Annotated in this window: 9 protein-coding genes; 4 read left to right on the top strand and 5 right to left on the bottom strand. The window is 69.6% G+C overall.

Annotation, left to right across the window (positions count from 1 at the left end; translation table 11 throughout):
• The first annotated feature begins 205 nt into the window (after positions 1-205).
• The 3 genes from AB0I68_RS38055 (at position 206) to AB0I68_RS38045 (ending at position 2,854) form a co-directional block, all read left to right on the top strand.
• On the top strand, positions 206-1,360 hold the full coding sequence (locus tag AB0I68_RS38055; RefSeq protein ID WP_363182018.1) for a histidine kinase: 1,155 nt from the start codon (positions 206-208) through the stop codon (positions 1,358-1,360).
• Positions 1,357-2,019 carry a response regulator transcription factor gene (locus AB0I68_RS38050; protein WP_363182017.1) on the top strand — a complete coding sequence of 221 codons (663 nt, stop codon included), beginning with the start codon at positions 1,357-1,359 and terminating at the stop codon, positions 2,017-2,019. Before AB0I68_RS38055 ends, AB0I68_RS38050 begins: the two co-directional genes overlap by 4 nt.
• Before the next feature lie 202 nt (positions 2,020-2,221).
• Complete coding sequence (locus AB0I68_RS38045) at positions 2,222-2,854, top strand: SMI1/KNR4 family protein (RefSeq protein ID WP_363182016.1); 633 nt, start codon at positions 2,222-2,224, stop codon at positions 2,852-2,854.
• 55 nt (positions 2,855-2,909) lie between these two features.
• Here AB0I68_RS38045 and AB0I68_RS38040 read toward each other — a convergent pair whose 3' ends face one another.
• The 5 genes from AB0I68_RS38040 to AB0I68_RS38020 all read right to left on the bottom strand — a co-directional run bounded on the left by AB0I68_RS38040 (position 2,910) and on the right by AB0I68_RS38020 (position 12,026).
• Positions 2,910-7,511, bottom strand: a complete 4,602-nt coding sequence (locus tag AB0I68_RS38040; protein WP_363182019.1) for a Tat pathway signal protein — start codon at positions 7,509-7,511, stop codon at positions 2,910-2,912.
• Between the two features lie 314 nt (positions 7,512-7,825).
• The gene (locus AB0I68_RS38035; protein WP_363182014.1) at positions 7,826-8,335 is read right to left on the bottom strand and encodes a hypothetical protein; all 510 of its coding nucleotides are present in this window, start codon (positions 8,333-8,335) and stop codon (positions 7,826-7,828) included.
• 792 nt (positions 8,336-9,127) lie between these two features.
• A complete protein-coding gene (locus AB0I68_RS38030) occupies positions 9,128-10,132 on the bottom strand; it encodes a hypothetical protein (RefSeq protein ID WP_363182013.1) in 1,005 nt (334 codons plus the stop codon).
• 24 nt (positions 10,133-10,156) lie between these two features.
• Positions 10,157-10,648 carry a hypothetical protein gene (locus AB0I68_RS38025; protein ID WP_363182011.1) on the bottom strand — a complete coding sequence of 164 codons (492 nt, stop codon included), beginning with the start codon at positions 10,646-10,648 and terminating at the stop codon, positions 10,157-10,159.
• A 511-nt stretch (positions 10,649-11,159) separates the two neighbouring features.
• Positions 11,160-12,026 (bottom strand): hypothetical protein, encoded by an 867-nt coding sequence (locus AB0I68_RS38020; RefSeq protein ID WP_363182010.1) that lies wholly within the window; start codon positions 12,024-12,026, stop codon positions 11,160-11,162.
• Between the two features lie 831 nt (positions 12,027-12,857).
• On the opposite strand from AB0I68_RS38020, the gene AB0I68_RS38015 reads away from it, so the two are divergent.
• Positions 12,858-13,754, top strand: coding sequence for a methyltransferase domain-containing protein (locus AB0I68_RS38015; RefSeq protein ID WP_363182009.1), 897 nt, complete (start codon positions 12,858-12,860; stop codon positions 13,752-13,754).
• Positions 13,755-13,843 lie beyond the last annotated feature (89 nt).

Genomic DNA, 13,843 nt, shown 5'->3' with positions numbered 1-13,843 from the left:
TGCGACCGCAGTGGCAACCGGTCACGCCCGTCCGGCGGCCGCTCTGCGACCGCGGGAGGTGGTGGGCCTCCTCCTGCGGTCGTACCCCGGCAGGGTGCGGTCGGCCGGTGGGCTCATGCGCGCCGCCGCCCCCGCGGCCTAGGCTCCGGCTGTACGCGCTGACGGTCCCGGTCGGGCCGCCACGACGACCGATCGACGGGGAGGTGTGACGGTGCGCCACCGGGACCGGGTACCGCCCCTGGTGTGGGACGCGGCGCTGCCGATCCTTCTCCTCCTCAACGTCGTGACCGCCTACCCGGCGCGGGAGCTGCCGGTGGCCGCGGCGCTCACCGCCGCCCTGGCGCTCCCCCTGCTGTGGCGGCGCCGGGCCCCGCTCGCGGTGTTCGGCGCCGTGGCGGCCGCGGCCTTCGTCCAGTGGCTGATGGACGTCCAACTGCCCGCGGACATCGCCCTGCTGGTGGCCCTCTACACGGCGGCCGCGCACACAGGCCGGCGCGGCACGCTCCTCGCCGGTGCCGTCGTGGAGGGCGGAGCCGTGCTGGCCTGCCTGCGCTGGGCACCGGACGGCGCGTTCCTGACCCCCTTCGTCGCGCTCTCCGCGACGGTCGCCGCCGCCGCCGTCCTCGGGGTGAACGTGCGGACCAACCGGGCCTACCTCGCCGCCGTGCAGGAACGGGCCGAACGGCTGGCGCTGCACCAGGAGCAGCAGGCACGGCTGGCCGTCGCCGAGGAGCGGGCCCGGATCACCCGCGAGATGCACGACATCGTCACCCACAACCTGTCCGTCATGGTCGCGCTCACCGACGCCGCCGTCTACGCCCAGCACAGGTCCCCGGACCGGGCCACCGCCGCGATGCTGCAGATCTCCGAGACGGGCCGGCAGGAGCTGACCGACATGCGGCGCTCGCTGGGCGTCCTGCGGACCGGCGAGCGGGACGCGGAGCGCCACCCGCCGCCCCGCATCGCCCAGCTGGAGGCCCTCGCCGACCAGATGGGCGCCGCCGGGCTGCCGACCCGCCTGGAGGTCCGCGGCGGCCACACCCACGTCCCCGCCACCGCACAACTCACCGTCTACCGTCTGGTGCAGGAAGCCTTGACCAACACCCTCAAGCACACACCCGCCGGCACCCGCGCGACGGTCCTGGTCGAGTGCTCGGCCCAGGCCGTCGGCGTGGACGTCACCGACAGCGGCCCCCGCCCGGCGCGGCCCGCCGCCGCACCGCCCGGCCACGGCATCCCCGGCATGCGCGAGCGCGCGGCCGCCTATGGGGGGACGCTGCGGGCCGGACCGCTTCCGGGCGGCGGCTGGGGCGTCCGTACCCGACTCCTCCTGGGCGGCGGCGGGGCGGCCTCCGCATGACGATCCGCATCCTGATCGCCGACGACGAGGCGCTGCTCCGGATGGCCTTCGGCACGGTCCTGGAGGCCCAGCCCGACATGACACCGGTCGGCGAGGCCGCGGACGGCGCCCAGGCCGTACGCCTCGCCCGGGAGCTGCGGCCCGATGTCGTCCTCATGGACGTCCGGATGCCCGGGACGGACGGGATCGAGGCGACCCGACAGGTCGTCGAGGTCTCCCCGCAGAGCAGAGTGCTGATCCTGACCACCTTCGACCTGGACGCGTACGCCTTCGCCGGTCTCGCCGCCGGAGCCTCGGGCTTCCTGCTGAAGAACACCAGGCCAAAGGAGCTGCTCACCGCGATCCGCAACGTCGCGGCGGGCGACGCGGTGCTCTCCCCGCGGATCACCAGGCGTCTGCTGGAGGACTTCCGTCCGCACCTGCCCGACGGCGGCGCCGCCGTCCGCGACGAGCGGCTGGACCGGCTGAGCGCCCGTGAGCGCGAGGTGCTCGTCGAGGTCGGCCGCGGCCTGTCCAACGCCGAGATCGCGGCCGCGCTGTACCTCGCGGAGGCGACCGTGAAGTCCCATCTGGGGCGGATCCTGCACAAGCTCGAACTCCGCGACCGGATCCAGGCCGTGGTCTTCGCCCACGACAACCGCCTGGTCCGCCCGGCCTGAGAAAAGTGTTGGGTAATCGGGTTTCATGGACGGCTGGACCACGGAGATCACCACCGACGCATCACGGCATGCAGTTGATCAATTACCCAACACTATCTGAGCGCCTCCTGGATGGTGACCCGCACACTCCTTGCGCTCGGAAAGACATCGCAGGCAAGGAAGGCAGGCACGGTCGCAAGCCAGTGCAGGTTCGGCGGCTAAGGTGGGCGCGGCAGAGCGCACCGGCCCAGGGGGATCCATGGCTGAGTATGACGTCACGCGGGAATGGGCACGCATCGTCGGGTGGCTGGGCATCATGGCCCCGCTCAGCGCAGCGGCACTGCGGGCCCCCGTGGCGGAGGTCCCGCATGCGGACCTGCCGCACGGGAGTGATGCGGCGCTGCCCGGTGAACTCTCCCGGTTGCTGGCGCTCAACGACGGTTGTGAGCCCGGTACTCCGGGTGCGGCGTTCCTGCCCCACGGCAACCGGCTCATGCGGCGGGCGGAGATCGGTCCGGTCGCGGAGACGCTCAATGCGCTGCTCGACGAGGACGTCATCGGCTCCTGGTGGCACCCGGCATGGGTTCCTTTCGCGACGATGTCCGAGGGTTCGATGGACTGCCTCTTCATCGATGTGCGGCCCGGCCTCGGGTTCGGGCAGGTGGGTTCGTTCTTCGATGAGACCGGCGGGGAACTCGGCTGGTGGCCCTCGCTCGGGGCGTTTCTGGCTGACACTGCCAGGGCTCTGCAGGAAGTACGTCCTGTGGCGGCGTGGAGACCGCCGGCGAGCGCGGCGGTCGGGGTGCGGCCGGTTCTCCCGCAAGTGGAAGACGACATCCTGGTGTGGCGGCGCTGATATGGGGGGTGTGCTGTCGGCACACCCCCCATACGTTTCTACCGGTCGTGCGACATCACGGTGTCATCTTGCACTGGATCAACGGGCCCTGTGTCGGGCAGTGTTCGAAGCCCGGCACGCTGACGTAGTAGGCGTCGGCGTCGAGCAGCCGGAAGTACTCCGCGAATCCGCCGAAGCGGTTCATGGAGCCGCTGTTGACGAAGCCTGACATCGAGGAACGGCCACAGACTTCCTGGAAGGTGGGCAAGGACGAGCGCTCGTCGTCCTCCAGCTTGGGTACGCCTGCGACACGCCGGGCGACGGTCTGCAGGCACGCATCGCCCGATGCCACCTGGTTGCGGCCGTTCATCGCGGTCGGCATGCCTCCGGACTCGTACGTTCCGGCGAAGGCGAATTCGTCACAGGAGCGGCTGTCGTCCTTGTTCGTCTCGGTGAGCTCCGGGGCCATGAGGGTGTCCACGTCGGGATGGCGGGGCCAGTTGTTGGGACAGATCACCTGCCGGTTGTCGTTCGTGTCGCGGCTCCACTTGTTCTTGTTGTTGGGCAGGTAGTGCAGGGGGTTGGCTTTTGTTCCCGCGTGGGGAGTCAGCACGTTCTGGACGAGCCAGGCGTGCGCGGCCGCGGCCGGGTACTTCTTCGTGTTGAACTGGTAGGTGGGCTCGTACGTTCCGAAGGAACAGCCGACGGTGTTGTTGATCGCGAAATTGTCGCACTGGAAGAGTGCGTCGTCATCCATCACCCTCAACCCGAGGGTCGGGGTGGAGGCATTGGGCGAACTGCCGATGAAGGCCCAGGTGAAGTTGATGGGGTCCCAGCCCCTGGCGGGGGCGCCGTTGGACCCGGTCGCCGGATTGGTCCAGGCGTTCTCCTTGGTTGCCGTGGCCGTATGGCTGTCGCCAAGAGCCCAGTTGAGGGCTCCCTGCCACTGCGCAGGCTGGTCCACGCAATCCACCTGGGGCTCGAAGCAGTGGAACCGGCTGGTCAGGCTGACGCCGCCCAGAGCGGTGTCGATGCGCGTTGCCCGTACGTCCATCTGCTGCTTGAAGGAGCCCGACTTCTGGTTCAGTTTGATCTGCCAGTTGACGTCGAAGTCGGCACGCCCGATCTCCTCCGGTGGCTTGTTCGGATATATGCGTTGCCCGACGTACTGGAACTGCATGTGCATGCAAGCTTCGAACCGTGTGAACTGGTTCGTGCCCGGCACGCACCAGGGGACGACGTCCGCGGCGGCGCCTGCTGCCGCAGGCTGCTTCTGCGCCACGGGACTGTCCGGCTTGACGGGCTCCGGCATCATCCGCAGACATCCCCTGACGCCGTGGGCGTCGGGCGTACCGCAGGCATCCTTGGTGGCTCCCGGCGTCGCTCGGGGAGCACCGGAGGCTCCTGAGGAGGCCGGCCCGGAACGCGGTGCCTGCGCCCCTCCCACGGCAGGAACGAACTCTTGTGCAGAGGGCGGGGTCATGGCCACGGGACCGTTGATGCTGGCCCAGTCCACGTTCGGCGCGTCCTTGTCCACCTCCGTCAGGGTGATGTCGACACCGGTGAACTTCCCCGGCACGAAGGCGATGGCGTCCCAGGCGATGTCCTTGTCCGCGGCCCCGCTGCTGTTGGCGTTGGACAGGGCGACCTCGGGCAGTTCGTTGTTGAAGCGGTAGGCGCCCAGGTCGACCCACTTGCCGGCGTTGGCGCCCTGGTCGACCTTCTTCACGGTCTTCTTCGGATTCTTCGGGTCCTTGGTGAAGGGGGTAATGACCTCGTAGATCGCTTCCTTGGCCGTCGCTCCGGTGTCGGGGATGTGGGCGTAGACCCTTGCCTGGCCCCCGTCGACCGGCTTGCCCAGCTTCCAGTCACCGAAGACGGTCATGGCGCCGTTGTCGCCGCCCAGGTGCTTGGCGTCCCGGTCGTGGGCATACCAGAAGTTGCCGCCGTATCCGCCGCCTATCCGGTGCAGGTCGGCCTTGGCTTCGTAGCGGTTCTGGGCACCGGGGTTGAAGGCGAACTGGAAGCTGCCGGCCGAGGAGATCGTCCCGCAGTCGCCCCAGGAGGGGGTGCCGTCGGGAACCGAGGCGACCACGAGGGCACCCGCCGGGGCGCCACTGCACACGGGCGTGCCGTTCTTGAGGCGGTAGCCGCGGCCCGGCTCGTTGACCAGCGTCTCGTACTTGAGGGCCTCGTGGCCGCAGGTGTCGTTGCAGCTTGCCTTCCAGGACACGTTGGGCTGGTTCCACCAGAACTGCCGGTAGCACTCCTCGTTGGAGCAGTTGGGCGGCGTGGCGGGGTCACAGTTGTTGTTGGTGTTGCAGAACGTCTCCAGCGGCGGCTGGATGTCTATGCGGTCGTTCTTGGTGTTCCACCAGGCGGGCCGGAACCCGGCCGAGGAGAACCCCGACTCGCCCCGCCAGTCCTGGCGGCCGGAAGTGGCGTAGGAGAAGCCGGTGTCGATGGACCAGGCGGCCCAGCCCATCACCTTCGACTGGTACGGCCAGTCCTGCGGGTGCTCGGCGTCCCGGTTGGCCTCCGCGCCGTCGACGTCGGTGTTCATGAACGGGTGGCCCCAGCTCTTCTTGTAGAGCGGGTTGGCCGGGTTGTTGTACCAGCCAAGCCCCCAGTGCCCGCCGTTGGCGGCGGCTTCGGAGGGTGGGTTGAAGCCGAGGTTGTAGTTCCACACGGCGGTGAACCAGTTCTCCACCATGGCCGGGTTGTCGTTGTTGACGGTGACCTTCTGCCCGTCGGTGTGGACCTCGTTCCACTTGTCGGCGAGGATCTTCAGCGAGGCGGCGACGTTACTGGCGTAGTCGATGGCGACGAGCTTCTGCAGGGCCGGGGAGAGGAGCTTTTCCTTGTTCCCGTTCGCGTCGACCTTCTCGTGCCCGGCGATGCGCATGCCGTCGGTGACTTGGCCGACGCCGTAGCCGCAGTCGGACTTCTCCCAGTTGATGTGCCAGTAGGCGGCCGGGTCGTTCGGACTGGCCTTGTGGCCGTAGTAGCCGTCCACCGCGGCCAGCGGGTTGCCCATCTGCCCCGGGATCGCCCCCGACTCGGCCTGCCACAAATTCGACTCCTGCGCCATGATGCCCAGCAGCACGTTGGCGGGAATCCTCCCGTCGCCGGTCAGTGTCGGCTTCGGGAACAGCCCTTGCGGGTCGATGGTGCCCAAGCCCGCCTGGTCGCGGTATCCGCCCTGGCGGAGGTAGTTGGCGCGCAGGTTGCCGCGCACGGCCATGTCGACCGCCCACTCGACCTGATTCGGCGTGGGCTGCAACGCCTGGGCGCCCACGTCGTTGCGGGAGACCGCGCACCAGCGGTCGTCGTCGGTCGCGTTGCCCGGCACGGGGGCCGTGGCGGGTGCCGCCACGAGCGGTGGCGCGGCGGCGGTACCGAACGGCGAGGACGCCTTGCCGGAGGCACTGGCAGAGTCCTTCGCGGACGCGGCCTTGGCCGCCCGCAGGACCGGAGAGGCCTTGGCACCCGCATCGCCTGCAGCGTGGTGCTGCATGGTCTGCGTGAGCCGGGCCCCGGTGGTGGTGGCGGTGCTGGTGACAGTCACCGGCGGGGTGCCGGTCGTGTCAGGGGAAGACCGGGCGGCTTCAGGGGAGGGCTCGGCGGTGGTGAAGCCCTTGCCGGCGTCCTTGACGCGTTCCAGGCTGGCACGGATGCCGGCAGTCAGTACCGGGTCGATGGCGAGACGGCCGTGGGAGGACACGTCCCTGTCGGAAGGGGCGTCGATGCGGGTGATGCCGGTGCCCTTGGTGGCGGGGGTGCCGGTGGGGTGGCCGGTGAGGAACACCCGGCCCGCCTCGCCCTGCATCAGGTCCAGGTCACCGAGCTTGCCCGAGGCGATGACGGTCGGTGCTCCCCTGCCGGTGAACACCTTGGCCCTGAGGGTGGAAGCGTTCGTGCGGTCGACGAAGGCGACCGAGCCGTCGGCTGCGGGACGGATGTCGAAGGGCGTGCTGTCCGCGGTCGCAAGGTCCTTCACCTTGCCGGAGCGGTCCAGGTGCACCAGGCGGCGGCCGAGGGCTGCGACCGTGCCGTCCTTCACCGGGACCGCGCTGGTTATCTCACCTGGTGCAGCTGCCGAACTCGTGGTCCTTCCCTGCGTGTCCACGGTCAGCACACGGGTCCGCGTGAGGGCGGGATCGTTCATGTCCCGAAAAGCGGTGAACGCGGCGGTGTGCGTGGTGCTGTTGCAGGACGGGTCGAAGTAGGCCAGCGACGCGGTGAACTCAAGCTTTGTCACCTCCCCCGATACCAGGTTGACAACGGCGGTGAAGGCGCCGCCCTGCATCAGGTCGGGCTTGTTCACGAAGGCGCGCGGCGCGTACACGACGGCCGCGTGGTCATGGTCCATCACGCACTGGTTGCCGATCCACGAGTCCGCCGGCAGGCCGGGCTCGGACAGAACGGCAGCGGTCTTCCACGCGTACGCCGTGCTGCCGTCGGCGACCAGAAGGTGCAGACCGGCGGAGTCGGCGGCGGCCGTCACCGCGCGGTCGGGACTGGACTTCCAGTCCTTGCCGAGCTTCTTGCCGGCGTCCTCGACCCCGCCGGAAGCGGGCACCGGTAGCACGCCGGGGGCGCCGCGGTCCTGCTGGGGTGAGGCGAGCACGGGTGTGGCCTGGAGCAGTCCGCCGGTCAATGCGGCACAGGCCAGCACAGCGACCAAGGGGGCGCGTATACGTCTTCTGGATCTCAAGGGGTTCACTCCGCATAAGGTGTGTGGATGGTTTTCCGTGTCCTGGTGGCGCACGGCGGCCCCTCGAGTCCCGGCACAGGGGCAAGAACCGAGGAGAAGTTCGACGGCGGGCAGATGGGGATGGCCGGCTCACGCGGCGGGGCACGCACGCAGGCGATCACCTGTTGTTCAGGGCGCACATGGCTGCGGCCCCGCACGCACAGGCGGGGTCGCAGCACATGTGGGAGGCCGACCCGTCCCAGGGCCAACAGCCCCGGCGGCCCGCGGCGCCTCCTCTAGATCCAGCCCGTGCACACCTCCCGGCCTGCGCCCCGCATGCATGCGCGGGCCGTTCGAGCCGCCGGGTCGTAGTACATTCCAGTGCGCTTGTAGACGATGTTGCCGTCCATGCCGTCGTACATGAGCAGGTCCGCGCGTGACTCCCCGAGGTTTTCGCACATGCTGTGGTCCAACCGGCAGCGCTGGACGAAGACCGTGTAGTCGTACGGGTTGCTACCGCTGGGGTAACTGGCCTTGGCCCAGGCGTAGAAGTCCCCATCGGTCGTGCCGGTCCACAGCTCGACACCGAACCCGCTTCCGTGGTCCCGGCCGTCGCGGTGGGTGGGGCCGCTCTGCCATCGCTGGATGGCGGGGTCGTGTCCGTCACAGCCGAACCCTGAGCAGGAGGTGACGGTGGCGGAAGCGGGGCCGGGCGCGACCATCAGCGTGGTGAAGGCGGCGAGAACGGACGCGAACACGAGCCCCGTACGGGACAGGAGGCTGTTTCCCTTCAGCGTGAAAAGCATGTGTTTTCCCTTCAGTTGTGCCTTCAAGGCCGGAGCTGGAATGCCCGGCCCTCCAAGCGGGCCCGCGGGCGCGTACTTACCGCCCCGGGTAGTGCAGGCATCGGCTGGGGCATCGATCGCATGGGGCCCATGCCGGGCCGGTAGACGGCGGCTCGGGAAGCCGGGTGAGCGGACGGACCGATGCCGGCTCCAGCCCGTGTCCCGCTCCTGGTTTCCGGCCGCCTCGCTGCGGCTCTTGGGCAGCCACTGGACGGCATCGGCGCCGTTGGCCGTGCCGAATCCCGGTATGTCGAGCGCCATGCCGCTGTTGACGTCGCGGACGGGCACGCCGACCGGACCGACCGCCTCAACCCACTGTTGGCGGGCCCCACCGGTGCACTGCCGCACACGCGCATCGTGTCGGGGGCCGGCCGCACCGGGGCCACCGGTGCGGCCGGGCCGGAGTCCTGCGCCCGGGCGGTGGCCGGGAGCAGCCCGGCGAGCGTGGCCCCGGCGGCCAGGGCCGCCAGGGGCGCACGCGCTCTTCGGCGAACTTCATGTCTCTCCTTCATTCGTGACGCGCGACGCCGACGTCCCGGGGTGCTCCCCGGCGGCGCCCGTTTCCGGGTCACGTCGGCATCGGCGCGCCGCGCAGGCGACGGCCGACGAGGAAGGACAGCCTGGAATGGGCCGAGGGACCGGGTGCCGGAAGGCGTCGGTGGGCGCGGGGTGGTCCCCGGCCGGGTCAGCCGCGCGATACCGCGCCGAGGACGTCGAGGGCGCAGGCGGTGACCAAGCCAGTTGACGCGTCGGTCATCCCGTTCCCGTGTCTCCTGTGCGGGTGGCGGGCTCCGGCTCGCCCGCCCCGGCCAGGACGTCCGCCGCTACGGCGAGGCACCGGTCGAGGGCCTGCCGGTCCGCGTCCAGTGCCTGGGCGTGCTGGGTGACGGACTCCTGCTGGATGCGGACTTCCGCGGAGTGCCAGGTCTCGGCCACGCGTTCGGAACCGCGGCAGCGCAGGTCCGCCAGCGCGGTGGCGGTCTCCTGCGGTGTCACGGCATGATCGGGCCTCGGCCGGAACCGCGGGTCGTCGTTGGCATCCATCGGCTTGGCGTAGCTGAAGCCCTTGTCCCGCATGCACCGCGACCACCGGTCGAAGGCCGCGCGGACCTCGGAGGTCTCGGCGGACGCGGGGAAGGATTCGCTGGTGAGCTGCTGTACGAGGGGTGAGACGCCTCTGGTGGAGGTACCCAGGGTGCGTCGGGCTTCGCCGACACAGCCGCCCTCCGGGATGCTCTTGCCGTCCACGACACCGCCGCGTGCCCCGGGGCTCGCCTTGGCCAGCAGATCCGCGGGCGTGCCGAGGCCCATCAGCACGACGTTCGTGTCGGCGGACGGTTGCGGCTGCCGGGACGCCTCGCGCAGCGCCGCATCGTAGCGGGCCTGTTGCGTGGCGTCCGTCTGGTATCCGCGCCGGGACGTGAGTGCCGGGTCGTGGATGCCGTAACGCCAGTCCATCATGTTCCTTCCACCGATCGGCGGAAGGGCGGGTTCGGGCGGCAGGCGGATACCGAAGCGCGCCGTGCACTGCTGGACGAGACGCTCCTCGGCCCGGGCGATGGTCTGCTCTTCGGCCGGTGTCGGCATGTACCGCATGAGGGGCAGTTTCCACGTCGCGGGATCGGCGGCGGTCCCCGTGTCGGAGGAGGGCGCCGCCTGCGGACCGCTCGTACCACCGCTGGCCGCGCAGCCCGCCGTCCATGCGGCTGCGCAGGCCAGGGTGATGAAGAAGCCGCCGCCCCGGAGGCTTCGTCGCATCGGTGTGAACCTGTTCGCGCAGGGTCAGCAGGCGTCGAAGTCGATGGACTTGTTGTTGTTCTTCGTCGCGCCCAGGTTGGCGCTGTTGTTGGGGTAGATCCGGTCGGTGGCGCCGCGGAAGCCGGAGTTGTAGTGGACGGTGGCGCAGTAGCCGCGGTACCAGTTGTAGGCCGAGGCCGCGTGGTTCGCCACGTTCACGTAGGCGCCGTTGCCCTTGTCGCAGAACTGGAGGGCGTACTCCTCGTTACTGCTGCCGCCCATGCTGATCCGCGCCAGGTCGTAGACGTCGTGGCCGATGTTGACCCAGGCTCCCTGGGTGTTGGAGTTGTAGTAGAAGCGGAACCGGAACTCCTCGGACTGGTCCGCGCACTTCTGCATCGACTGGAGCGTGCCCGCATTGTCCTGGCCCACCGGATTGCCCTCGGCCGAGGCGGTTCCGATGGCGGAGAGGGTGGCGGCCGCGAGCACTCCGGCCAGCGCCATGGTGCGGATTCGGGTGGTTCGACGAGTAGTCAAGAGAATTCTCCCCCTGTGCAGTTGACGGACCGGCTCCTGGTCAGGGAGGGCCCGTGTCGCAGATCCGAACGGCCGGTGCGCCGGAGATGGACATGCCATCGATGAGGCACCCCGGTCGTCTGGGGATCAACTTAACTCCGGGGACTACCGCACAAAAGTTCCCAACAGCCCAATCACCTCGTATGCGCAGTAACGAACTGCACAGGGACGTGATTGCGGGATCAGCTTCAGGTGGTTTCGTTCGACGAGCACGTGCGGGCCCGTCCGGGCCATGTACTTCCGCGTTGAGCGCGACAGCCCCAACCTTCCCACCGAGGTGCTGCGGCGGGTGGTCCGAGACGCACTGCGCCGTCCGCGGCGTCCCGGGCGACCCGCCTGCTCACCGTCTCCAATGCCGCAACAACCGGACGAGTTGCCCAGCGGCTTCCGCTTGGACTGGGCCTACGCGACCGGCACAGGCCGGCACCCCGATCGCCGAACCCGGGCAGGGTACCGGCCGCTGACTCGCGTCTTATGGGCGCCAGTCAGCCTCCAGGTCATGGGAGTCGGTCTTGGTGAGCTGGGTCAGTGCGGTGCCGTCGGCCCGTACCAGGTAGAGGTGTTCGGGGTCGGTGTCGTCGGTACCGCCCCTGGTGAAGACCAGGCGGCTGCCGTCCGGGGACCAGGAAGGGTTCTTGTCGTTGAAACGGGCCGCGGTGATGCGGTGAAGTCCGGTGCCGTCGGGGTGGACGAGGTAGAGGTGGGCGAAACCGGAGGAGTCCACGCGACTGAAGGCGATCCGGTCGCTGTGCGACCAGTCGGGCGTCCAGTCGTGGGAGGTGGGCCCGGTGACCGCCGCCTGGGCCAGGGTGGACAGCCTGATCCGCATCACCCTGCTGTGTCCGGTCGCGTCCGCGCGGTTGAACGCCAGGTACTTGCCATCCGGGGACCACGTCGGATGGAGGTCGTCCGCCGCGGTGTGGGTGAGTCGGGTAGCGGGAGTGCCGTCGATGTCGGCCACATAGATCTCGTGATGGGTGCCGACCGGCATGGCGTAGGCGATCCGCTTGCCGTCCGGGGACCACGCCGGGTCGGAGGCGCCCTTGGTGCCGGGGACGGCCTTCAGGTCGCCGCCCGTGGTCTTCATCGTCCAGATACCGTCGATGGCGCCACCGGATCCGTAGCGGACGAAGGCAACCCGCTTGCCGTCCGGGGACCAACTGGGCATCACCTCGCTGACGGTGGAAGTGTGGGTGAGTTTGACGGGCGTGCCGCCACTGGGGGAGATCGCGTAGAGGTCTTCCGTGGGCGCTGCCGCGGTGTAGCGGGCGAAGACGATCGGGCGGTCCCCCGCCGCCCCCGCGTCTCCTGCGGCGCCGAGGGTCAGTGGTACGGCCATGGCGATCGTCGTGGCGATCGCTGCCGCCCAGCGGCGCCGCGTTGCGCCGTTTGCACCGGTCCTGCCGATTCTCCGAGCCCTTCCAGCGGTTCTGCCGTTGCCGGTGCGGTGTTGTTTGCGTGTCAAGGTGTCCACCCCGATCCCTCCCTGCGGCCTGTTGCGGGCCGCTCCGGCCCGTAAACATCCCACCGATGGCGCTCTGGGGGAAGCAACGGCACCTGGCGATACGAGCCCTGTGACATGTTCCGTACATCGCTGTCACATGCGATGTACGTGCGAACGCGCGGCGGCCGTGGATCAGGGTGCCGGTTGGGGGCCTATGGAGGCGCCGTGTCGTCGGCCCCGCCTCTCCTCATCGGCCACCAAACTCGCCGCCCAAACCAGCGCCCCAAAAAATCGCTGCACCGGATCTTGCGCACAGAACCCAGGGCTTCGGCGCAGTCGGATGGTGTCCGATTCATAACAGTCTGTCGGGTGGGAAGCCCTGGGAGTAAAACAGTGTCGGCGTGTGGTCTCAGCCCCGGATCCCGAACTGGAGAAGAGGTGCTACCCGTCACGAACGGGGACGCGCATCTGCTGGATCCGCTGGCCCCGACTTTACGTCGCGATCGAAGGCGTCCGGTACGAGGTCGAACCCGCCATAGCCGACAGTCCGGTCAGCGCGCTGTCCCGCGCCTGGTGCGCTGGCAGTGGGGGCCGAATACACGTACCCCTTCCGGCGCGTCACGGTGCACAACCGTGCTGTAGGACGTACGGGGTTCGCTGGCTGTGTGAGACATCCCTCTCCCGTCGTCCTGGCGCTGGTGGCCTGGGAAGGTTGACCATGTAGTCATGACCTCTTCGCCCCGCCCGCCGCACGTCGGTGGCCGACCGGATCCGATAGGCGGGACTACCGCGCTCGGTGGAGAGTCCGCTCCCGCCCGCGGGTACCTGCTGGACAACGCGCGCGCCGAGGCGGGCGAGCGATTCGTTTGGCTGGCCGAGCTGTTCGACGGTGTGACGCGCAGGCACTTCGATCGACTGGGGGTGAGGGCTGGCTCGCGCTGCTGGGAAGTGGGGGCGGGTGGCCCCAGTATCCCGGAGGCGCTCGCGGCGGCCGTCGGGCCGACCGGGCACGTGCTGGCCACGGACATCGACCCGTCGTGGCTGAAGGCAGGCGACGGGTACGAGGTGCGCCAGCACGACCTCGCCGCTGATCCGCCCCCGGAGCCGGGGACGTTCGATCTGGTGCACGCCCGGCTCGTGCTGGTCCATGTACCCGACCGGGCTCGCGCGTTGGCCACGATGGCGGCAGCGCTGCGGCCAGGCGGCTGGCTGCTGATCGAGGACGCCGATACCGCTCTGCAGCCACTGGCGTGCCTGGACGACAGCGGCCCTGCGCAGCGGCGGGCCAACCGGTTGCGCGACGCGGTCCGGGAGCTGCTGACGCGCCGCGGCGCGGACCTGCGCTACGGCCGGACACTGCCGCGGGCATTGCGTGAGGCCGGCTTGGTAGATGTCGCCGCGGCGGGCTCTTTCCCGGTCGGCGGGCTGGCCTGCGACCGGCTGGAGGCGGCGACCATCCGGCACGTGCGCGGCGAGCTGCTCGCGGCCGGACTGGCCGACGACGCCGAGATCGACGCACACCTGGCCGCCATCCACGCGGGCAAACTCGACCTGACACTCGCGCCGCTGATCTCGGCCTGGGGACGTCGTCCAGCCGAGCACCCTCCGGCACTCGGTTACTGAGAATTTCGGGTTGTCGTCGGGTAGTGACGGTTCTTGATCCCTGCGGTATGCCGTTGGTATGCGTTATCCGGAGGGTGGGGGCCTGACCG

The sequence above is a fragment of the Streptomyces sp. NPDC050448 genome (assembly GCF_040655295.1).
Classification (GTDB): domain Bacteria; phylum Actinomycetota; class Actinomycetes; order Streptomycetales; family Streptomycetaceae; genus Streptomyces.
Note: the sequence above shows the minus strand (reverse complement) of the source record. Positions and strands in the feature narration are given on the sequence as shown.

Coding starts and splice junctions, on each gene's coding strand:
- AB0I68_RS38020 (WP_363182010.1), bottom strand. CDS start 12,026: ATGGCCGTACCACTGACCCTCGGCGCCGCAGGAGACGCGGGGGCGGCG.
- AB0I68_RS38030 (WP_363182013.1), bottom strand. CDS start 10,132: ATGCGACGAAGCCTCCGGGGCGGCGGCTTCTTCATCACCCTGGCCTGC.
- AB0I68_RS38035 (WP_363182014.1), bottom strand. CDS start 8,335: ATGCTTTTCACGCTGAAGGGAAACAGCCTCCTGTCCCGTACGGGGCTC.
- AB0I68_RS38050 (WP_363182017.1), top strand. CDS start 1,357: ATGACGATCCGCATCCTGATCGCCGACGACGAGGCGCTGCTCCGGATG.
- AB0I68_RS38015 (WP_363182009.1), top strand. CDS start 12,858: ATGACCTCTTCGCCCCGCCCGCCGCACGTCGGTGGCCGACCGGATCCG.